This window comes from Streptomyces durmitorensis, assembly GCF_023498005.1.
GTDB lineage: Bacteria > Actinomycetota > Actinomycetes > Streptomycetales > Streptomycetaceae > Streptomyces > Streptomyces durmitorensis.
On record NZ_CP097289.1, the window covers coordinates 1582590 to 1603265 of the forward strand.

Annotated in this window: 16 protein-coding genes, 1 tRNA gene and 2 pseudogenes; 7 read left to right on the forward strand and 12 right to left on the reverse strand. The window is 69.8% G+C overall.

What is annotated here, in order from left to right; translation table 11 throughout:
- Window positions 1–123: 123 nt before the first annotated feature.
- On the forward strand, window positions 124–1209 hold the full coding sequence (locus tag M4V62_RS07350) for an integrase core domain-containing protein (protein ID WP_249586419.1): 1086 nt from the start codon (window positions 124–126) through the stop codon (window positions 1207–1209).
- A 545-nt stretch (window positions 1210–1754) separates the two neighbouring features.
- Here M4V62_RS07350 and M4V62_RS07355 read toward each other — a convergent pair.
- Window positions 1755–2232 (reverse strand): annotated as a pseudogene (locus tag M4V62_RS07355) (TerD family protein); the annotation flags it as partial.
- Between the two features lie 28 nt (window positions 2233–2260).
- Window positions 2261–2449 (reverse strand): annotated as a pseudogene (locus M4V62_RS07360) (TerD family protein); the annotation flags it as partial.
- 344 nt (window positions 2450–2793) lie between these two features.
- On the opposite strand from M4V62_RS07360, the gene M4V62_RS07365 reads away from it, so the two are divergent.
- Window positions 2794–3825, forward strand: coding sequence for an integrase core domain-containing protein (locus tag M4V62_RS07365; RefSeq protein WP_249586420.1), 1032 nt, complete (start codon window positions 2794–2796; stop codon window positions 3823–3825).
- A 111-nt stretch (window positions 3826–3936) separates the two neighbouring features.
- On the opposite strand, the gene M4V62_RS07370 is transcribed toward M4V62_RS07365, so the two are convergent.
- Window positions 3937–4010 (reverse strand) — tRNA-Pro (locus tag M4V62_RS07370).
- Between the two features lie 130 nt (window positions 4011–4140).
- Between M4V62_RS07370 and M4V62_RS07375 the strand changes: the two genes are divergently transcribed.
- A complete protein-coding gene (locus M4V62_RS07375) occupies window positions 4141–4869 on the forward strand; it encodes a thiamine pyrophosphate-dependent enzyme (protein WP_249586421.1) in 729 nt (242 codons plus the stop codon).
- Window positions 4870–4937: 68 nt separating this feature from the next.
- On the forward strand, window positions 4938–5870 hold the full coding sequence (locus M4V62_RS07380; protein WP_249586422.1) for a transketolase family protein: 933 nt from the start codon (window positions 4938–4940) through the stop codon (window positions 5868–5870).
- Here the strand turns inward: M4V62_RS07380 and M4V62_RS07385 are convergent.
- The 3 genes from M4V62_RS07385 to M4V62_RS07395 all read right to left on the reverse strand — a co-directional run bounded on the left by M4V62_RS07385 (window position 5836) and on the right by M4V62_RS07395 (window position 9547).
- Window positions 5836–7185 (reverse strand): MFS transporter, encoded by a 1350-nt coding sequence (locus M4V62_RS07385; protein WP_249592727.1) that lies wholly within the window; start codon window positions 7183–7185, stop codon window positions 5836–5838. The genes M4V62_RS07380 and M4V62_RS07385 overlap by 35 nt on opposite strands.
- Before the next feature lie 395 nt (window positions 7186–7580).
- Window positions 7581–7961: an MmcQ/YjbR family DNA-binding protein gene (locus M4V62_RS07390; RefSeq protein ID WP_249586423.1), complete on the reverse strand. Its 381-nt coding sequence runs from the start codon at window positions 7959–7961 to the stop codon at window positions 7581–7583.
- Between the two features lie 512 nt (window positions 7962–8473).
- Window positions 8474–9547, reverse strand: coding sequence for an alpha/beta fold hydrolase (locus M4V62_RS07395; protein WP_249586424.1), 1074 nt, complete (start codon window positions 9545–9547; stop codon window positions 8474–8476).
- Window positions 9548–10119: 572 nt separating this feature from the next.
- Between M4V62_RS07395 and M4V62_RS07400 the strand changes: the two genes are divergently transcribed.
- Window positions 10120–13644, forward strand: a complete 3525-nt coding sequence (locus M4V62_RS07400) for a ThuA domain-containing protein (RefSeq protein WP_249586425.1) — start codon at window positions 10120–10122, stop codon at window positions 13642–13644.
- A gap of 17 nt (window positions 13645–13661) precedes the next feature.
- The gene (locus M4V62_RS07405) at window positions 13662–14531 is read left to right on the forward strand and encodes a sugar phosphate isomerase/epimerase family protein (protein ID WP_425575042.1); all 870 of its coding nucleotides are present in this window, start codon (window positions 13662–13664) and stop codon (window positions 14529–14531) included.
- Here the strand turns inward: M4V62_RS07405 and M4V62_RS07410 are convergent.
- The 6 genes from M4V62_RS07410 to M4V62_RS07435 all read right to left on the reverse strand — a co-directional run bounded on the left by M4V62_RS07410 (window position 14507) and on the right by M4V62_RS07435 (window position 19235).
- Entirely contained in the window at window positions 14507–15091 is a 585-nt protein-coding gene (locus M4V62_RS07410) for a GNAT family N-acetyltransferase (RefSeq protein ID WP_249586426.1), read from the reverse strand. The genes M4V62_RS07405 and M4V62_RS07410 overlap by 25 nt on opposite strands.
- Window positions 15088–15651: a helix-turn-helix domain-containing protein gene (locus M4V62_RS07415; protein WP_249586427.1), complete on the reverse strand. Its 564-nt coding sequence runs from the start codon at window positions 15649–15651 to the stop codon at window positions 15088–15090. Before M4V62_RS07415 ends, M4V62_RS07410 begins: the two co-directional genes overlap by 4 nt.
- A gap of 61 nt (window positions 15652–15712) precedes the next feature.
- A complete protein-coding gene (locus M4V62_RS07420; RefSeq protein ID WP_249586428.1) occupies window positions 15713–16522 on the reverse strand; it encodes an ABC transporter ATP-binding protein in 810 nt (269 codons plus the stop codon).
- Between the two features lie 38 nt (window positions 16523–16560).
- Window positions 16561–17589 (reverse strand): ABC transporter substrate-binding protein, encoded by a 1029-nt coding sequence (locus M4V62_RS07425; RefSeq protein WP_249586429.1) that lies wholly within the window; start codon window positions 17587–17589, stop codon window positions 16561–16563.
- Window positions 17590–17661: 72 nt separating this feature from the next.
- Entirely contained in the window at window positions 17662–18543 is an 882-nt protein-coding gene (locus tag M4V62_RS07430; protein ID WP_425575041.1) for an ABC transporter permease, read from the reverse strand.
- A gap of 164 nt (window positions 18544–18707) precedes the next feature.
- Window positions 18708–19235 carry a hypothetical protein gene (locus M4V62_RS07435; protein WP_249586431.1) on the reverse strand — a complete coding sequence of 176 codons (528 nt, stop codon included), beginning with the start codon at window positions 19233–19235 and terminating at the stop codon, window positions 18708–18710.
- A gap of 3 nt (window positions 19236–19238) precedes the next feature.
- On the opposite strand from M4V62_RS07435, the gene M4V62_RS07440 reads away from it, so the two are divergent.
- A complete protein-coding gene (locus M4V62_RS07440) occupies window positions 19239–20237 on the forward strand; it encodes a LacI family DNA-binding transcriptional regulator (RefSeq protein WP_249586432.1) in 999 nt (332 codons plus the stop codon).
- The last annotated feature ends 439 nt before the right edge of the window (window positions 20238–20676 follow it).

Here is a 20676-nt window from a genome sequence, read left to right on the forward strand (position 1 = left end):
CACGGTCTTCTGGTCGCTGATCACCCCGACGACCAACGCCGGGTCCTGTGGGGCGCGTAAAGTCATCGCTGCAGGTGGGAGCCTACGTGCCAGGCTCTCCGCGATAGCTGGGATGCTGCGCGTGTGATCATCTCGATGCTGTACCGGGCCACCCGGGCGCTGCTGTCCATCCCCGCGGTCCTGCTGCGCCGGGACACGGCCAAGGAGGCCGAACTACTGGTGCTGCAGCACGAAAACTCGGTGTTGCGACGACAACTCAGCGGTCCGGTCCGCTACGAGCCCGCGGACCGGTTCTGGCTGGCCGCGCTGTCGTCGCTGATACCGCGCCGCTGCTGGAGCAGCGTCTTCGCGGTCACACCGGGGACGCTACTGGCCTGGCACCGCAGGCTGATCGCCAAGGAGTGGGACTACTCCGACCGACGCCGACGCACCGGGCGTCCACCCACGGCGGCCCCGCTCAAGAAGCCGGTGTTGCGCCTGGCGCAGGAGAATCCGCGGTGGGGCCACCGGCGGATCCAGGGCGAACTGGCCCGACTGGGGCACCCAATCGCGCCGTCCACCGTCTGGGACATCCTGCACAAGGCCGGCATCGACCCCGCCCCTCGCCGCACCGGCCCGAGCTGGCGCGAGATCCTCACCGCGCAGGCCGAGGGGATCATCGCGGCGGACTTCTTCCACGTCGACACGATCACCGGCAGCCGGCTGTACGCGCTGGCATTCCTCGAACACGGCACCCGCAGACTCCACATCACCGCCGTCACCGCCCACCCCACCGCACAATGGGCGACCCAGCAGGCGCGCAATCTCGCCGATGACCTGGGCAGCCGCGTCGAGTCGCTGCGCTTCGTCCTCCGCGACCGCGACAGCAAGTACACCGGCTCCTTCGACGCCGTCTTCGATGCCGAAGGCATGGACGTGCTACTCAGCGCACCCCAGGCACCACGCATGAACGCTCACTGCGAGCGAGTGATCGGCACGATCCGCCGCGAGGCACTCGACCACGTTCTGCTCCTGAACGAGGCCCACGCCCGGCAGGTCCTAGCCGAGTACCAGGACCACTACAACAGACATCGGCCGCACCGATCCCGCAATCAACGACCGCCCGAGGCCCAGGAACAGCCAGCAGTCCTGGATGGTTTCGAGCCCCGCAAGCTCTTGCGCACCCGGATCCTCAGCGGAGCAATCAACGAGTACCGACATGCCGCTTGAACTGCAGCGACGACTTTTCGAGCCCCACAGGTTATTCCGACCGTGCACTATTCCCCTTTTTCTCCGGCCGTGGGCTTCGTCCCCCAGAGCTCGCCCCTGACCCGAGCTGGGCTCCATGACATGGTTGCTGGTCATGCGAGTCAGGGGCGAATGACGCTATCTCAGCAGCCGGCGGGCCAGGACTCGTGATGAGACCTGGCTCCGTGATCCGGTTCGGCGGTCACTCTCCAAGATCGGTGATCAGTGGTGGCTTTGCCACCAGACGACCACCAGGCCAAAGGCTGTAGTCCCGGCGGCATATCCGATCCCGCGCAGAGCGCCGTCGCCAAGTTCGCGGGCACCGCTGGCCAAGACGTGCAACCACTTCCTAGGGGTCTGGTGGAGTACTGGCTCGCTGCCTTCCCTAGACTCACTCATGGGAACCCTTCTGTCCGACTTGATGGATACGGGTGGTTCCAGTCGGGCTCTCTCGGCCGAATGCTTGCCGGCTGGGCCGAGAGGGCCCGTTCGCACGAACCGCCTTTCCTCAAAAGGTAGTTGGTCCGGTTGATGCGAAACTCTAGGGCGATACCTCGCAGCCCCGATGCGTACCCCTGGCCGACCGCCCGGAACTTCCATTCGCCCCCGTTGCGGTACAGCTCGCCGAAGATCATCTCGGTCTCCGTCGAGGCGTCCTCGCTCAGGTCGTAGCGGGCGAGCTCCTGGCCGTCGGCCTGGTTGACCACACGGATGAAGGCGTTGCTGACCTGGCCGAACGCCTGGCACCGTACGTCCGCGTCATGGATCGAGACCGGGAAGACGATCTTGTCGCAGGTGACGGGCACCTTTGTCAGGGCGACGATGAGCGACTCCTCGTCGCCCTCGCCCTCACCGGTGAGGTTGTCGCCGGTGTGCTCAACCCAGCCCTCTGGGCTCTTGAGGTTGTTGTAGAAGACGCAGTACTCGTCGCCGAGCACCCGCCGCTCGCGCACAGAGGGAGCTGGCGTCGAGGTCGAGGTCGGCTCCGGTGGTGGAGCGCGCGTCCGGCGCCGGACGCGGGAGAGCGGTTCGCTCAGACGTTGACGCCGAAGTCCTGCGCGATGCCGCGCAGGCCCGAGGCGTAGCCCTGGCCGATGGCGCGGAACTTCCACTCCGCCGACAGCTCGCCGAAGCCCATCGCGGTCTTGGTCGACGCGTCCTCGCTCAGGTCGTAGCGAGCGAACTCCTGGCCGTCGGCCTGGTTGACCACACGGATGAAGGCGGCTCCGGTGGTGGAGCGCGTGTCCCAGCGGCAATCGACGGGCGGATCGCGCAAGTACCCGGCCGCCGAGACCGCCGAAACGGTGACGTTCCCGACCGTGTCACCGCTGGTTACGGAGGGCCCTCTGCGTACGGAGCTCTCCACCGTGGCGCGTGTGCGAGATCAACAGGAGTTCAAAAATGGCCTCTGACCTGGCAGCGCTGCTTCCATCTGTGCGCCTGCCGAAAATGTCATCCATGCAGCCCAGAAGCCTGGTCAGTGGTGCGGCAGGATGAGTATTTGTACTGCTTCGTCTCGCCTACCTGACCATCACCAACACGTTCGCCGCACTGCGACTGCTGTCGATGAGCGACCGCGACAAGGACGCGGAGATCCTCGCCCTGCGCCACCAACTCACTGTCCTCGAACGGCAGGTCGGAGCAGAGCGGGCGAAGCTCGCTCCGGAAGACCGAGCATTCCTTGCCGCTCTGCTGGCGCCTCTGCCCCGTCAAGTCCTGCGGCGGTTACGTTTACTGGTTCGGCCTGACACCGTGCTGCGCTGGCATCGCGACCTGATCAAACGGCGCCACGCCCGCCCCTGTCGGCCGAAGAAGCCCGGACGACCGCCCACGGTCCAATCGATCCGCAGACTGGTCCTGCGTCTGGTCCGTGAGAATCCCTCGTGGGGCTATCGCAGGGTGCACGGCGAACTCACCACGCTCGGCATCAAGGTCGCCGCCTCCACCGTCTGGGAGATCCTCGCCTCCGAGGGCATAGATCCGGCGCCCGACCGGGCCGCCACCACCTGGGCCGATTTCCTGCGCTCGCAGGCCGACGCCCTGATGGCCTGCGACTTCATCGAGACGGTGACTTTGACCGGTCAGCGTCAGTACATCCTCGCCGTCATCGAACACGTCACCCGGCGCATCCGGATCCTCGGCACCACAGCCCACCCCACCGCGGCCTGGGTCTGTCAAGCCGCCCGCAATCTGGCCATGGACCTGACGGACGCCCAAGCCACCCACGCGTACTTGGTCCGGGACCGGGACGCGAAGTACCCCGCCCTCTCCGATGAAATCCTGTGCAACGCAGGCATCCAAGTCGTGCGCACCGGCGTCCAGATACCGCGCATGAACGCCATCATGGAACGCTGGGTCCAAACCTGCCGCCACGAACTCCTGGACCGCACCCTCATCTGGAACGAGCGCCATCTACGCCACGCGCTCCACCAGTTCGAACTGCACTACAACACCCACCGGCCCCACCAGGCGATAGACCAGGCAGCACCCCTGCGCGTATTACCCGAACCACTCACCCACGCACAAATCACCCAACTGAAAGTGTGCCGGAGAGACCGCCTCGGCGGAGTCCTCCACGAGTACCAGCATGCCGCCTGAGCTGCGCGGATGGAGTTTTCGGCAGGCGCAGAGCCGCTCCCCGCTCCCAGATTTGGTCCCGAACACGAAGTAGGGGCCACCCGAAGGTGACCCCTACCTGCGACGTTTCCGTCGGGACGACAGGATTTGAACCTGCGACCCCTTGACCCCCAGTCAAGTGCGCTACCAAGCTGCGCCACGTCCCGGTGCCCGTGTGACCTGGGGTTTCCCCTGGCCGAACGCGCACCGAAACAATACCGCACTCCAAGCCGTGATCGCTCACGCCTTTCGCGCCCTGTTGACCTCAAGCCCGCTTGAGGTTGCACGCTCGGTGTCATGACGACGACAGCGGAACGCGGATACGGACATGAATACGCAGACCTGTCCCGCCTCATGGGGCGGATGACGGGGGACGAGAAGCACGGGCCCGCCGCGACGTCCACCCTCGACGCGCTCTGGGTTCTGTACGACCGGGTGCTCAGGGTCACACCCGAGCGGGTGGACGATCCGGGGCGCGACCGGTTCCTGCTCTCCAAGGGGCACGGGCCCATGGCGTACTACGCCGTCCTCGCCGCCAAGGGATTCATTCCCGTCGACTGGCTGGAGGGGTTCGGGGGCTACGACTCCCCGCTGGGGCACCACCCGGACCGGGTACTCGTGCCGGGGGTCGAGATCGGGAGCGGGTCCCTCGGGCACGGGCTGCCGATCGCGGTCGGGACGGCGCTGGGGCTCAGGGCCCGGGGCGGCGCCGACGCACGGGTGTGGGTGCTCGTGGGGGACGCAGAGCTGGACGAGGGCAGCAATCACGAGGCCATCGCCTTCGCCGGGCCGTCCGGGCTCGAGCGCCTGCACACCGTCGTGATCGACAACGCGTCCGCCCGCCATGCCAGGCCCGGCGGCATCGCCGCGCGCTTCGAGGCCGCGGGGTGGTCCGCCGAGACCGTCGACGGGCGTGATCACGACGCGTTGTACGCGGCGTTCACCGCGCCGCATCCCGGGCGGCCGCGGGTGGTCGTGGCCCGGGTCGAGCCGAAGGGCGCCGTGGGCGAGCCCAAGGTCGCCTGAGCTTTCCCCCCAACTATGCGCCCGCCTGTGCGCTGATTCTTCAGTCTTCCAGTGGAGGTTTCTCTGTCATGGACACCATGCGTGATCGCTTCGGCCCCGTCCTCTCCCGGCTGCTCGACGAGGATCCCCGCGTCGCCGTCGTCCTCGCCGAGATCGGCGCGGACGCGTTCACGGAGGCGCAGCGCAAGCACCCTGACCGGGTGATCAATGTCGGGATCCGGGAGCAGCTGCTCGTCGGGACCGGCGCCGGGCTCGCCCTCGCCGGGCTGCGGCCCGTCGTGCACACCTTTGCGAGCTTTCTCGTGGAGCGGCCGTTCGAACAGGTGAAGCTGGACTTCGGGCATCAAGGCGTGGGCGGGGTGCTCGTCAGCGCCGCCGCCTCCTTCGACTGGCCCGCCGGCGGCTTCACGCACATGTCGCCGGGCGACGTGGCCCTGCTCGACACCCTGGACGGCTGGACCGTGCACGTGCCGGGGCACCCGGACGAGGCCGAGACGCTGTTGCGGCACGCTGTCGCCGCGGGCGACGACAAGGTGTACGTCCGGCTCTCGGTGCAGTCGAACGCCCGGGGGCTGCCCGTCGACGGAGCGCGCTTCCGCACTGTGCGCGAAGGGCGCGGCGGGGTCGTGATCGCCGTCGGGCCGATGCTCGACAACGTGCTCGCCGCGACCGAGGGCCTCGATCTCACCGTGCTGTACGCGACCACCGTGCGGCCCTTCGACGAGGAAGCGCTGCGCCGCGCGACGGGGTCGGACACGGCGGCGGACACGGGGGCCGTCGCCGATGTCGTCGTGGTCGAGCCCTACCTCGCCGGGACCTCCACCGCCGCCGCGAACGATGCCCTCGCCGATGTCCCGCACCGGGTCCTCGGGCTCGGCGTCGGCCGTGCCGAGCTGCGCCGCTACGGTCAGATCGACGAGCACGTGGCCGCGCACGGTCTCGACGTCCGCTCACTGCGGGAGCGCATCACCGGCTTCTTGGGGGCGCGGGCTCTCGTATAGCCGCCTTTCGATCAGCCGTCCTTCGATCCGGCCGTCCGGGATCCGCTCCCCCGGCCGACACAGGTGCTCTCCCGTCCACCCGCACCAACCCGCGTATCGCGGGCACCGAGAGCAGGGCCAGGCAGACGACGACCGTCGTCACGGCGCCCGTGATCAGCACCTGCTCCGCGCCGAAGGCACTCGCGGCGGGACCCGCGAGTGCCTGGCCGACCGGGAGCAGGGCGATCGATCCCGCGACGTCGTAGGCGTGGATGCGGTTGAGGACGTCGGGCGGCACCTGCGTCTGGACGCTCGTCGCCCACATGACGCCCCAGAAGGAGAGCCCGGCGCCCGCGATCGCGGCGCCCAGCGCCATCAGCGGGACTCCGAGCTGGGCGCCGACGGCGGCCGGGAACGCGCAGTAGCCGGTCAGGGCGAGGGAGCCCGCGCGGAGCATGCGGCGGGGGCGCAGGCGCAGGGCGACCAGGCCGCCGAGCACGGTGCCCGCACCCAGGGCGGAGTTCACCAGGCCGTACGCCCCCGAGCCGTGCTCCTGGACGACGAGCGTGGCGACGAGTGGCGTCAGCGGGCCCGTGGTCGTGATCATCAGGACGCAGAAGATGGCGATGACGCCCCAGAGCCAGGTGCGGGACCTGAACTCCCGCCAGCCCTGCACCAGATCCGCCCGGAAGCCGTTGCTGTGCGGGAGCGAGCCGGGCAGCGCGGGCGGCAGCCGGAGCAGCACCAGGCACAGTGCGCTCAGTCCGTACGTTCCCGCGTGCGCGGCGAAGACCGCGCCCGGCGAGGCGAAGGCCACGAGGACGCCCGCGACGGCCGGTCCCGCCAGGGCCGCGGCCGACTCCGCGACACGTATCGCGCCGTTGGCCTTCTGGACGTCGGCGGCCAGGCGCGGGACCGTGCTGGCGACGCCGGGCTGGAAGAGCGCGCCCGCCGCGCCGTTCACCGCGCCGATCACACAGATCTGCCAGAGGACGACGTGATCGGTGAAGAAGAGGACCGCCGCGACCGATTGTGTGCCGAGCCGGACCACGTCCGCGCCGATCATCAGCAGGCGGGTGCTGAACCGGTCGGCGAAGACCCCGCCGAAGATCACCAGGCCCGCGAAGCAGACGGTCGTGGCGGCCATCGCGAGACCGACGGCGCCCGCTCCGTGCCCGTGCTGGAGCAGTCCCGCGGCGAGCGCGACGGGCAGCATGGTGTCGCCCAGCTTGGCCACGGTCCGCGCGCCGAAGAAGAACCCGAAGTCCCGCGACCAGATGCCCTGACGCTCGCGCTCAGCGGTGATCGACAAGACCGCGCCGCCGGTCGGCGGCATGACCTTGCGGCCACGAGGCACGACCTTCCGGCCGGCCGCAACGGCCTTGCGCCCGGTCGCCATGGCCTCGGGGTCACGAGGCTCGGCCTCGGGGTCACTAGGCTCGGGCTTGCGCCCGGTCGCCACGGCCTCGGGGTCAGGGTCAGGGGCGGGGTCGCGCGCCGTGCCGCCCTCCACCGGGTCCCTCTCACGCCCGCCCTCGACGAACCGTCCGGCCTCGTCAGACCGCCCACCCTCGACAAACCCGTCCCCTGACGGCACCCGCACCCCTGCCCCTCCCCTGGTGACTGTGCCCGGCCCGTCGTCCCGCGCGCCCCATCCGCCACCCCTGCCTGGATCATGCCACGGGGCACTGACAACGGCCGATCGCTTGTGGACCGGCCGCTGTTGGCCTGCTAGCTCGTCGGCGGGAGCCCCAACTCCGGGTAGGAGTCCAGGAGTCGGGTGGGAGCGGCCTGGCGCCAGGAGTCGGCGAGGATGTCCTTCAGCTCAGCGGTGTCCAGAGCCGAAAGCCGTGCGCGCACCCAGGCGAACATCGCCTCGTGGTCGGCGATCCAGAACTTGTCCGGCTCCGCGAGGACCAACTCGTCTCGCTCCTCCTTCGGGCACCGCACGGCGATGGACGTCTCGTCCTCGGGGAGTGTGGCGAACATCTTTCCGGCCACCCGGAAGGTGGGCATGCTCCAGGCGATCTTCTCTGTCGTATCCGGCAGGGCCAGTGCGATACGGCGTACATCGTCACCCGTGACGTGGGCTTTGGCATGAGCTCGAGACATGCCACGAACGGTAGCCAACACCACTGACAGCGCCCGCCACCCTGGAGGTGGCGGGCGCCGCAGCACCGCGAAGAGAAGGGGATCAGGCCGTCAGAGCCCAAACCGTGACGTCACCCGGCATGCCGCCCGGCGGGGTTCGGCCCTCGCACTGATCACAGACCGCGTGCTGTGCACAAGCCTGTGGTCGTGCCGGCTCGCCCTGGGCCTTGCGGGCGGTCAACCAGACCGCAATGTAGGCAGGCCCGGCCGTGATCACGGCTACGGCAATCTCGGTAAAGGACATCGGTCTCACCCCCCAGGCATGCTGTCGAATCCGTATCACCATAGGGACGGGGGGTGTTGATGGGAAGCAGCTCGCTCCGAGCAGGAGCAACTGAGGCCGGATCAGGCCCTGTGCATGGCCGGATGCGGGTGCCGGATGCCGGATGCCGAAGCGCACTGCTCCGGCCCTGCGACAGGCCGGTCCACCCCGTACCCCGTAGGTGCCACCCATCGCGACGAGCCGCACGTCCTCACAGCACGTGCTTGTCCAGCCAGTTCCGCAGGTCCTCCTGCACCTCGTCCCTGTTGGTCTCGTTGAGGATCTCATGGCGCGCCCCCTCGTACCCCCTCCAGGTGAGGTCGTCCAGGCCCACGTACCGGAAGTCCTCCACGAGTTCGTGGACCAGCGTCATGCCCTGGTTGCAGGGGTCCTCGGTGCCGACGGCGATGTGGACGGGCAGGTCCGCCGGAACGCGGGCCAGGTTCCGTGGGTCGTTCATCTTGCGCACGGCACGCACCCAGTCCAGGCAGAGCCCGGCGGAGAAGGGGAACCCGCAGCGCTCGTCGGCCACGTACGCGTCGACCTCGGCCTCGTCGCGGGAGAGCCATTCGAAGCCGGTGCGGTGGGGGTACGGGTCGTTGAAGGCGGCGAAGAGTTCGGGGAGGTAGGACGAGAGTGCCTCGCGGCCGTCCTCGGAGATCTCGCGCTCCAGGCGGGTGATCGACTCCTCGATCCCGACCCCCGGCAGGGAGCGGAAGGTCCCGGAGAGGATCAGGCCCGCGAGGTCGTCCGGGTACTCCTGGGCGTAGTCCCTGGCCAGGTGCGAGCCCATGCTGTGGCCTAGCAGGAAGAGCGGGGTTCCCGGGTGCAGCGTGCGCACCTGGTCGCCGATCGCCTTGAGGTCGTCGACGATGGCGCGCCAGCTGTCGGAGGCTGCCGCACCGGACGGCGATGCAGACGGGGCCTCGGACGCCGGGTCGGACGCCGAGTCGGACGCGGGGCCGGACGGCTCGCCCGACGGCGCTTCGCCCGACGGCACTTCGGCCGACGAACCCGTCACCCCGTACCCACCGGTCGCCTGCGCCGTCGCGCCATGGCCCCGGTGGTCGGAGGCGATCACCCCATAGCCGTGCGCCGTCAGATGGCGCGCGAACCGGTCGTAGCGCAGGCCGTGTTCGCCCGCGCCGTGCGCGATCTGCACGAAGGCGCGCGGTCGGCCGCCGTCGGGCAGCCAGGTGTACGTGGCGACGGGCACGCCGTCCGCCGCGTTCACGAGTCCGGCGGTGTACGCGGCGGGGGCGGGTGTCGAAGCTTGGTCAGGCATTGCGGAAGGCTCCCCTTGTGCGGCTTCTTTATGGCTTCCGTACGGCAGCTGTGCGGTTTCGGTTCCTGCGCACAGCCTCTGCACGGCTTCGGTCCCGTGCACAGCCTCAGCACGGCTTCGGTCCCGTGCACAGCCTCAGCACGACTCCGGTCCTGTGCACAACCTCTGCACGACTCCGGCCCCGCACACAGCCTCTGCACGGTTTCGGCCCCGCACACAGCCTCTGCACAGCTCCGGCCCCGCACACAGCTCCCGTACGGCTGCGGTTCCTGGCCCTGAAACCCTCCCCCGCACACGCGACCTCATACCACCGCCGCGCGGTGACTCCCTTCTCACGCCAGACGACGCCAGACGACGCCAGGCCCTTCCGACCCATTGACCCCCCGTCAGAGCGGAACCTACGCTGAACAACGCGCAGGAGAAAGCGCTTTCTAGGCAGACTTTCTGGACCCCGCACCCCGAGGCCCAGGTCAAGCACCCCGCGCACCGCACCCCCGCGCAACTCGCACTCACCACACTCACCGCACACCCGGCTACCGGCAGCCGTCCACCCGCCCAGCCCAGGGAGCGCCATGAGTTCCACGAGTCCCACCGCGCCCAGACGCGGCCCCGTCCGGCCGAGACCAGGCCCCGCCACGCCGAGCCCCTGGCTCGCGCTCATCGCCCTGCTGGCCCTCGTCATCGGCCTCGGCCTCACCGCACCGCACCGTGCGACCGCACAAGCGGATCCGAAGCCCGCAGCGGCGCCCTTCCGCGTCCTGGTCTTCTCCAAGGTCACGAACTTCCCCCACGACTCGATCCCCGCGGGCGTCGAGGCCATCAAGAAGCTCGGCGCCGAGAACGGCTTCGAAGTGGAGGCCACGGACGACGCCACCGCCTTCACCGACGCCAATCTCGCCCGCTTCCAGGCCATCGTCTTCAACAACACCAACTCCACCCCGGAGAAGGGTGATCTGCTCGACACCGAGCAGCGCGCGGCCTTCCAGAAGTACGTCCGCGCGGGCGGCGGCTACGTCGGCCTGCACGCAGCATCGGCCAGCGAGCGGGACTGGACCTGGTACGAGGGTCTGGTCGGCGCGATCTTCGACAAGCACCCCGAGGTGCAGACCGGGCGGGTGAAGGTGCTCGACCACGCGCACCCCTCCACCAAGGGGCTTCCGGAGCTCTGGGAGCGCACGGAGGAGTGGTACAACTGGCGCACCAATCCGACGGGCAAGGTGCACACGCTCGCGCAGGTCAAGGTGCGCGACAGCGTGACCGGCCTCGACGAGGGCGTCGACCAGCCCTGGTCCTGGTGCCAGAACTACGACGGCGGCCGCTCCTGGTACACGGCGGGCGGGCACGCCGCCTCGGCCTTCCAGGAGGAGGGCTTCCTCAAGCACATCCTCGGCGGCATCGAGTGGGCCGCGGGCAGCAAGCCCGGCGACTGCACCGCCACCAAGACCGGCGCCTTCCAGCGCACACCGCTCGCCACGAACGACCTGGCCGACCCCTTCGAACTGGCCGTCGCGCCCGACCGCCGGGTGTTCTTCATCCAGCGCACCGGGAAGCTGAAGATCATCGACCAGGAGACGCTGAAGGTCTCCACGGCGCTCGACTTCGACTACACGCCCGAGATGACGAGCCAGTCGGACGGACTGCTCGGCCTCGCGCTCGACCCGAAGTTCCAGGACAACCACTGGGTGTATCTCCTGAACTCCGACAAGACCGAGAAACGCATCAATCTCTCCCGCTTCACCGAGGCGGGCGGAAAGGTCGATCCGGCGTCGGAGAAGCGGCTGTTGACCATTCCCACGTGGCGTGGTGAAGGCCGGGCGAACTCGCACATGGCGGGCTCGATCGCCTTCGACAAGAGGGGCGACCTGTACATCGCTACGGGTGACAACACCGACCCCTTCGCCTCGGACGGATTCAGCCCGATCGACGAGCGCGAGGGCCGCCGCGCCTGGGACGCGCAAGGCACATCGGGCAATACGAACGACCTGCGCGGCAAGGTCCTGCGCGTCACGCCGAAGGACGACGGGACCTATGCCGTGCCCGAGGGGAATCTCTTCGCGCCGGGGACGGACAAGACCCGGTCCGAGATCTACGCGATGGGCATGCGCAATCCCTTCCGCATCACCACGGACCCGGTGAGCGGCGCCCTCCTCATGGCCGACTACGGGCCCGACTCGAAGAACGCAGCCCCCGACCGCGGTCCCGAGGGGACGGTCGAGTACAACCGCATCACCAAGGCGGGCAATTACGGCTGGCCCTACTGCGTCGGCGACAACACCCCGTTCAACGACTACGACTTCGCGACGAAGAAGTCGGGCGCGAAATTCGACTGCGCGAAGATCGTGAACGATTCGCCGAACAACACAGGACTGCGTGAACTGCCGCCTGCGCAGCCCGCGACCGTCTGGTACGCCTACTCCGCCTCCGAGAAGTTCCCCGAACTCGGCACGGGTGGCGGCGGACCGATGAGCGGTCCCGTCTACGACTACGACGCGGACAACCCGTACAAGACCAAATTCCCCGAGTACTTCGAGGGGAAGTGGTTCAACTACGAGCTGACGCGGCAGTGGTTCAAGGTCTTCTCCATGCAGGAGAAGGACCAGACGTTCACCGATCCGCGCTTCGATCCCGCCAAGTCGGGCGATCTGAACTCGATCAACTCGATCTTCCCCGATCTGAAATGGAACCAGCCCTTCGACGCCGACTTCGGTCCTGACGGCGCGATGTACGTCATCGACTTCGGGCTCGGCAGCGGCACGGGCCGCGGCGGCAGCAACGAAGGCGCGGGCATCTACCGCATCGACTACGTGGCGGACGGACGGCTGCCCGACGCCCGTGTCACGGCCACTCCCGACAACGGCAGCACCCCGCTCAAGGTCACCTTCTCCAGCGCGGGTTCGGGGCTGCCGGGCGACAAGCCGGTCACGTACGCGTGGGACTTCGACGGGAACGGCACGACCGACTCGACCGAGGCGAACCCGACGTACACCTACACCGAGAAGGGGCAGTTCAGCGCGCGTCTGAAGGTGACGGGGCCGGACGGGCTGAGCGGTCTGGCCGTGCAGGAGATCACCGTCGGGAACACCCGGCCCGTGGTGACGATCCAACAGCCGCCGAACGGCGGCACGTTCAGCTTCGGGGACACGATTCCGTTCAAGGTCAAGGTGACGGACAAGGAGGACGGGCCGATCGACTGCAAGCGGGTCGTCGTCCAGTCCCAGCTCGGGCACGACACCCATCTGCACCCGCTGGACAACTACACCGGCTGCGCGGGCGAGATCGTCACGGACGCGGGCGACAGTCATGGCGCCGGCCAGAATCTCTACTACGGGATCACGGCCCAGTACGAGGACAAGGGCGCGTCCGGTGTGCCCGCTCTGACGGGTTCCTCCTCGCTGACCCTGCGGACCTCCTTCCGCGAGGGCGAGCACCGCACCGCCACCGGCGGCGCGCACGAGGGTGCGGTCATCGGTGACCGCGCGGACGCCTCCGGCGGCAAACGGCTCATCGAGATCGAGGACGGCGACTGGGTGTCGTTCGACCCGGTGAACCTCAAGGGCGTCGACTCCCTGACGGTGGGCGCCGCTTCGGGCGGCCTCGGGGGCGACATCGAGTTCCGCGCCGGTTCTCCCACGGGCAAGCTGCTCGGCAAGGTGAGCGTGCCGAACACGGGCGGTTGGGGCAACTTCATCTCGCCGACCACCGAACTGGCCGACCACGAGGGCACGACGAAGCTGTACGCCGTCTTCACCAACCCCGAGTGGTCGTCCGACAAGGAAGACCTCCTGACGGTCGACTGGCTGCACTTCAACGGCCCCGGAGTCGAGAAGAAGGCAGGCGCGAAGGTGACGGCCAAGGCGGCACCGGGCAGCGGCAGCGCTCCCCTCGCCGTCAAGCTCACGAGCACGGTGCAGCTCCCGGAGGGCCGCACCGCGGCCTCGTACCACTGGGACTTCGGCGACAACGCCAAGCCCACCGGCACGGAGAGCGGCAGCGCCGAGCACACGTACGCGCGCAAGGGCACGTACACGGCGCATCTGACCGTCACCGACGACAAGGGCGACACGACGACCGGCGCTGTCCGGATCACGGCGAAGTGAGGGCATCCATGTCAGCCATGAAGAGATCAGGACTGAACGGGACCAGACGTGCCTTTCTCGGTACGTCGATGGGGCTCGCGGCAGCCGTCGGTACCGCACTGCCCGCGCGCGCGGGTGAGGCGTCGCGGTGCCGGCGCATCCCGCGCGGCGGCATCGGCATGCACCTCTACACGATGCGCGACGTCCTCGCACAGGACTTCGCGGGCACGCTGGAGCAGCTCGCCGACATCGGCTACGCGACCGTGGGGGTGAGCGGCCGGCACGGGAACAGCGCGGCCGACATCCGACGGATGCTCGACGCGGTGGACCTGAAGGCGGTCCTCGAACACGTCGCGTACGACACGCTCAAGGGCAGCGGCCTGCCCCAGGCCCTCGATGATCTGCACACCCTTGGCGCGAAGTGGCCGGTGGTGCCGAGCCTGCCCGGCGCGCTGCACACGCCGGACGGATTCCGGGAAGCGGCACGGCAGTTCAACCGCATCGGACAGGCGTCGCGCGACGCGGGCCTCGGCCCTGTCCTGTTCCACAACCACGGCACGGACCATGTGGTGGTGGGCGGCACGAGCCTGTACGACATCCTCGTCACCGAGACCGACCCGCATCTGGTCGGCTTCGAACTGGACGTCTACTGGGCGGCGAAGGGCGGCGCGGATCCGGCGACGTACTTCGTACGGCACCGGCGGCGCTTCCCCGCGCTCCATGTGAAGGACATGGCGCCGGACGGCGGCTTCGCCGATGTCGGCTCGGGGACACTGGACTTCGCCGCGATGTTCGACCACGCGCGCGTGGGCGGCGTCAAGCAGTGGCTGGTGGAGCACGACACCCCCAGCGATCCGTTCGCCACGGCACGCAACAGCTACGCCTATCTGGCGGCGCTGCGGTACTGACGTGCCGGGTCGTCCGGCCGGGGTGCGCCCGAACCGACCACCTTCTTAAAGAAGAGGGTCGTCGGGTGGAGCGCCCCGGCCGGGTCGGCCGCGTAGTCGGGAATGACCCCGGCCGCCGTCCAACCTCCGGTCCGGTAGAGGGACTCGGCGGGGCTGCCCGTCTCCGTGTCCAGGACCAGCAGGGTCACGCCCGCTTCGGCCGCCGCCTGTTCCGCCGTGGCCAGGAGGGTGCGGGCGAGGCCCTGCCCGCGCGCGGAGCCGTGGACCATCAGCTTGAGGATCTCGGCGCGGTGCCTGCCGTTGGGCTTGTCCACGAAGCCGACGCTGACGGTCCCGGTGACCCGCTCGGCGTCGCGCACGGCCCAGACGGCGAGGCGTCCTTCCGCCACCGCCGGGGCCAGGCCCCGCCACCAGTCGGCTGCGGCCGTCGGGGCGAGGGGCTTGAGGAAGCCGAGGGACGATCCGCCGTCCACGACGTCGGCGAGCAGGGCACCCAAGTCGTCCGCTGCCGCGATGAGTTGTTCCGCACAGAGGCGTATCGGCGTTCGGTCATCCCTCATCGCGCGACCACCACCAGGGCGTACCGCACGGTCCGCTGCCCCACGCACCGGAACCGTGTAGGCCCCCACAGCCGGAAGCGCAGGCAGTCCCCGGCGTCCAGGGCGTGCGGGTCGCCCTGGACGGTGACCTCCAGCGCCCCGTCGAGCACCCAGATGTGCTGCTCGATGCCGGGCACGGGAGGCCGGTCGTACGCGACGTCCGCGCCCGGTTCCAAGCGGCCCTCGACGAGTTCGCCGCGCAGCCCCGCGTGGGGCGGCGACACCGACCGCCGCACGAAGCCGGACGCGCTGTCGGTCCACACGCCCTGCTCGGCCGCGCGCACCAGCTGCGCGGGCTCGGCCTCCACCTCGCTCAGGAGCTGCGACATGGTGCGTTCGTAGACGGCGCAGAGCCGGTTCAGGAGGGACGCGGTGGGGCTGATCTCCGCGCGTTCGGCCCGTGACAGGGTGGAGCGGCTCACGCCACTGAGGTCCGCCAACTCGCCCAGGGACCAGCCGCGTTCCGCGCGCAGCTCGGCGAGGCGGGCGGCGAGCCGGTCGTCGACGCCATCGTGTTCCATATCTGGCACGCTATCCCGAATGTGGGACGGGTGCCTAGCGCCGACCCCTGTGGCTCACACCTCACTCGTGCGCGGACACCGCCCCGAGGAGCTCGCGAATCCGCCCGGTGGCCTCGCGGAACTCGGCCGTCGCCAGCGTCGTCGCGTACGAACGCTCCGCGGGCAGGCCGACGTCGATGATCTCCTCGACCGTCCCGGGGCGAGGGCTCATCACGACGACGCGGTCCGCGAGATAGACGGCCTCCGGGATCGAGTGGGTCACCAGGAGGACCGTCGTTCCGGTCTCGCGCCAGATCCGGTTCAGCTCGACGTTCATCTGCTCGCGCGTGAGCGCGTCGAGCGCGCCGAAGGGCTCGTCCATGAGCAGCACCGGCGGCTCGTGCAGGAGCGCGCGGCAGAGTGCGACGCGCTGCTGCATGCCGCCGGACAGCTCGTGCGGATAGGCGTCCTCGAAGCCGCCGAGTCCGGTCATGCGGATCAGGTCGTCGGTACGCGCGCGTGCCTCGGCACCGGGGATCCCGCGCATCTCCGCCTGGAGCAGGATGTTGCGGCGTGCGGTGCGCCAGTCCAGGAGCGCGGCGCGCTGGAAGACGTAGCCGATGTCGCGCCGTGGCCCGCGCACCTGTTCGCCGCCGAGGAGCACGTCGCCCGAGGAGGGTGCGAGCAGCCCGGCGACGAGCTTCAGGAGGGTGGACTTGCCGCAGCCCGACGGCCCGACGATCGCCACGAACTCGCCCGCGCCGACGTTCAGCGAGACGTCCTGCAACGCGGTGACGTCCTTCTTCTTCGTACGGAAGCGGACGGCGACGTCGTCGATGCGCACCGCGGACGGCCTCGCGTCCCCCGCCGTGGCACGTGAATCGTCGCTCATCCTGAGCGTCGCGTCCTTCGTCATTCCTCTGCCGCCCCTCAGCCCTTGATCCCCTTGGCCGCGTCCCAGTACTCCGCGACGGGCTTGGCCTTCTTGACCAGGCCCGCCTCGGAGAAGACGTCGATGGTCTGCTGCCAGTCCGCCTCCGTGTTGGCGCCCGGCGCCTTCCCCTTCGTGGCGTCGGTGTGCAGCAGCGTCAGCGTGGTCTTGAACTGCTCGGACAGCACTTCCTTGGGCGGCAGCTGCTCGGACGCGCCGTCCATGGAGGCGACGGCGGGCTCCGGGCTCTTCTCGGCGGCCGCCCATGACTCGCTCACGGCGGTGGTCATGCGCTTGGCCAGATCGCCTCTGCCCTGAAGGGTCTTGGGCCCGGCGATGAGGCCGTTGGAGTAGAAGTTGAGGCCGTTCTCGGAGAAGCGCAGATACGAGACGTCCTTCTTGGCCTTGTTCTGCATGGTGGGGCCCTGGTCGCTCGCGTACCCGAGCAGCGCGTCCGTCTTGCCGGAGATCACCGCGGCGATCTTGCCCGCCGGGTCGGTGTTCTGGACCTTGACGTCGGAGAGGTCCATGCCGTTCTTCTCCAGGAAGATCGGGAACGTCTTGGTGAGCGCGTCGCCCGCCGTGCCCGCGATCATCTTGCCCTTGAGGTCCGCGGGCGCCTTGATGCCCTGCGCGTCGAAGAACTGCACGGAGGCGGGTGTCGTCTGGAGGAAGACCCCCAGGCTCTTCACCTTGACGCCCTGGTCGACGCCCGCGAGCACCGCCGGTGTGTCCGCCCAGCCGAAGTCGGTCTGCCCGGCGCCGGTCGCCTGCACGGTCTTCTGCGAGCCCTGGCCCGCCCTGATGTCCAGGTCGATGCCGTGCTTCTCGAAGATCTTCTCCTGCTTGCCGTAGTAGAACGGCGCGTGTTCGCCGTAGGGATACCAATTGAGCGTCAGCGTCACCTTGTCGAGCTTCTTGCCGGAGTCACTGGTGCTCGTCCTGTCGTCGTCACCGCCGCAGGCCGTCGCGGTCACCGCGACGAGGGCCAGGGGGACGATTCCGGTGAGCAGTCTGCGCGCGTGCATGGGACGGCCCTTCTCGCGTACGTCGAACATCGGACATGGCGGGGTGGGTGCGCCGGCACCGCGTGGTGGGTGTCAGTAGGCAGTGGTGGCGGCCACGTCCCTGCGGCTCGCGTGCCACGGCAGGAGCAGCTTCTCGGCGATCTCGACGAGCACGAAGAGGACGACGCCGATCAGCGACATGACGAGCAGCCCCGCGAAGAGCATCGGGGTGTCGAGATTTCCGTTGGCCTGGAGGATCACATAGCCGAGGCCTTCGTTCGCGCCGACGAACTCACCCACGACGGCGCCGGTGACGGCGAGCGTGACGGCCACCTTCAGACCGGAGAACAGGTGCGGGAGCGATGCGGGGAAGCGGATCTTGAGGAAGGTCTGCCAGGGCCGCGCGCCCATGGTGGCGGAGAGCTGGAGCATCTCCGGGTCGACGGCCTTGAGCCCGGTCACCATCGAGATGACGACGGGGAAGAAGGCGATCAGGACGGCGATGAGGATCTTGGGGGCGATGCCGAAGCCGAGCCAGACGACGAACAGCGGGGCGATCGCGATCTTCGGCACGACCTGGGCGAAGAGGAGGATCGGATAGAGCGTCTTCTCGACGGTCGTCGAGTAGACCATGACGACCGCGGAGAGGATGCCGACGCCCACGGCGATGAGGAAGCCGAGCAGGGTCTCGTAGGTGGTGACCCATGTGTGCTGCCACAGGTAGTCGGGCTTGTCGAGGATCACGTCGAGGGTCGCGCCGGGCGAGGGCACGAGGTACGCCTCGACCATCTCGGTGGCGGCGATCAGCCACCAGGCCCCGAAGCAGACGAGCAGCAGGACCAGCGGACGCCAGCTCTTCTCGGCCGCCTCGGCGGTACGTTGTCGCAAGGTAGGGCGGCTACGGTCGACAACGCCTGCCGTTTTGACGGGAGTTGCCTGCAGTGCGCTCTGGCTCACGGTGAACTCCCCTGGCATTCAGCGAACTTCGGAGGCAGTTGCGGAGCATCGATGGTGCGGAAACCGCTTTCAGAAAGCGCTTTCTGATAAGGTGTCCGCCACGCTAGTGACTGGCTGACCGCAGGGTCAATAGGTCGGCTCGAAGTTTCGCGGCGCGGGACGAAGGGGGCGCGGTGCGGGCGCTAGGGCGCGAGCAGGAACCCGGGGCGGGGCGGGCGCAGGGACACGGAGCGGGGGCGGGGCAGGGCGCTGGGGAGCAGCCCGGGGCCGGGCGGGGCGCTGGGGAGAAACCCGGGGCCGGGCGGGCGCAGGGACACGGAGCGGGGGCGGGGCAGGGCGCTGGGGAGCAGCCCGGGGCCGGGCGGGCGCGCGGGCGAGAGGCCGCGCGCGGACGGGGAGGCGGGGAAGGGCTCGCGCCCGGACGGGGAGGCGGAGGCGGAGACGGTCGAGGACTCGCGCCCGGACGGAGCGGCGAGCAAGGCCCCGCACCCGGACGGGGAGGCGGGGAAGGGCTCGCGCCCGGACGGGGAGGCGGAGGCGGAGACGGTCGAGGACTCGCGCCCGGACGGAGCGGCGAGCAAGGCCCCGCACCCGGACGGAGCGGCGGTCAAGGGCTCGCGCCCGGACGCGGAGGTGAGCAAGGACCCGGCCCTGGTCTTGGCCCCGCGGTCGGACGAGGGCGCGAGCACGGGCCGCACGTCACTCTGCACGCGGTGGCCCGCGCCGCCGGGGTCTCCCCCGCCACCGCGTCGCGTGCCCTGAACGGCACGACGCGCGTCCGCGAGGACCTGCGGCGCCGGGTGCTCGAAGCGGCGGACCAGCTGGGGTACATCCCCAACGCCCATGCCCAGGCGCTCGCCAGCTCGTCGAACAACACCGTCGGCGTGATCTGCCACGACGTCGGCGACCCCTACTTCGCGGCGATCGCGAGCGGGGTGATGGCGGCGGCGGCCGAGCAGGACCTCCTCGTGATGCTGGCCAGTACCTTCCGCGCGCCGGCGCGGGAGATCGCGTACGTCTCGATGCTGCGGGCGCAGCGGGCCCGCGCGATCCTGCTCATCGGCTCGGGCTTCCAGGACCCCGCGTGGGAGCGGGCGTTGGAGTCGGAGCTCGCTCCCTACATACGTGACGGGGGCCGCGTCGCCGTGGTCAGCCGGCACCGCAGCCTGCGCGTGGACACGGTGCAGCCGGAGAACCGGGCGGGGGCGGGTGCGCTGGCGCGGGCGCTGCTGTCCCTGGGCCACCGGGAGTTCGCCGTACTCACCGGCCCCGAACGGCTCACCACGGTCGCGGACCGCCTGGCCGGGTTCCGCGCGGCGCTGACCGACGCGGGGGTCGCCCTTCCCCCGGAGCGGATCGTGGAGGGCGCCTTCACCCGTGACGGGGGCCATGCGGCGGCGGTCGAACTGCTGCGCCGGGGGCAGCGGCCGACGTGCGTCTTCGCGGTGACGGACGTGATGGCCGTGGGGGCGCTGGGTGCGCTGCGGGAACGGGGGCTCCGGGTGCCGGACGACGTGTCGCTCGCGGGCTTCGACGACATCCCCCTGGTCGGGGAACTCACACCACCGCTGACCACCGTTGCGCTGCCGCTGACGCGGATGGGCCGGGACGTGCTGGCCCTCGCCCTTCGCGAGCGGGGCGTGCGGTCGCGTGTGGAACGGGTGCGGGGCGAGGTGGTGCTGCGGGCGAGCACGGGGCGGCCTGCGGCCTGAGGGTTCAGGGCGGAGGGCGGCTACGCCGTGGAGCCGGGCCGCTGGTGACGGGCGGCGAACGACTACGCCACGGAGCCGGGCCGCCGGTCACGGGCGGCGAGCGGCCATGCCACGGCGCCGGGCCGCGGGCCGCGAGCGCTGCGGGCTCCGGCGCGGGCTGCGCATCCTGGCCACGGCCTGGGATCCGGCACCCCGGGCTGCGGCTGCCCCGGCCGTGGGCTCCCACACCGCAGGCCGCGGGCTGGTATCCGCCCTGAACTCCCGCACCACAGGCTGCAACTGACCACTGCCCCGGGACTCCCGCAGAACAGGCCGCGGCCGACATCCACCCTGAACTCCCGCACCACAGAGTGCGACTGGCACCCGCCCTGCGCTGCGGCACCCACCGCTGGCGGTTCACCGCGCCCTGGGGCGCCGCCGCCAGGAGATCCCCCGGCAC

Excerpts from the sequence above, each read along its gene's own strand:
- M4V62_RS07425 (WP_249586429.1), bottom strand. The coding sequence starts at position 17,589 with ATGCACGCGCGCAGACTGCTCACCGGAATCGTCCCCCTGGCCCTCGTC.
- M4V62_RS07380 (WP_249586422.1), top strand. The coding sequence starts at position 4,938 with ATGGACACCATGCGTGATCGCTTCGGCCCCGTCCTCTCCCGGCTGCTC.
- M4V62_RS07395 (WP_249586424.1), bottom strand. The coding sequence starts at position 9,547 with ATGCCTGACCAAGCTTCGACACCCGCCCCCGCCGCGTACACCGCCGGA.
- M4V62_RS07410 (WP_249586426.1), bottom strand. The coding sequence starts at position 15,091 with ATGAGGGATGACCGAACGCCGATACGCCTCTGTGCGGAACAACTCATC.
- M4V62_RS07415 (WP_249586427.1), bottom strand. The coding sequence starts at position 15,651 with ATGGAACACGATGGCGTCGACGACCGGCTCGCCGCCCGCCTCGCCGAG.
- M4V62_RS07385 (WP_249592727.1), bottom strand. The coding sequence starts at position 7,185 with ATGCCGCCGACCGGCGGCGCGGTCTTGTCGATCACCGCTGAGCGCGAG.
- M4V62_RS07405 (WP_425575042.1), top strand. The coding sequence starts at position 13,662 with ATGAAGAGATCAGGACTGAACGGGACCAGACGTGCCTTTCTCGGTACG.
- M4V62_RS07390 (WP_249586423.1), bottom strand. The coding sequence starts at position 7,961 with ATGTCTCGAGCTCATGCCAAAGCCCACGTCACGGGTGACGATGTACGC.
- M4V62_RS07400 (WP_249586425.1), top strand. The coding sequence starts at position 10,120 with ATGAGTTCCACGAGTCCCACCGCGCCCAGACGCGGCCCCGTCCGGCCG.
- M4V62_RS07375 (WP_249586421.1), top strand. The coding sequence starts at position 4,141 with ATGACGACGACAGCGGAACGCGGATACGGACATGAATACGCAGACCTG.
- M4V62_RS07365 (WP_249586420.1), top strand. The coding sequence starts at position 2,794 with ATGAGCGACCGCGACAAGGACGCGGAGATCCTCGCCCTGCGCCACCAA.
- M4V62_RS07430 (WP_425575041.1), bottom strand. The coding sequence starts at position 18,543 with ATGCCAGGGGAGTTCACCGTGAGCCAGAGCGCACTGCAGGCAACTCCC.
- M4V62_RS07420 (WP_249586428.1), bottom strand. The coding sequence starts at position 16,522 with ATGAGCGACGATTCACGTGCCACGGCGGGGGACGCGAGGCCGTCCGCG.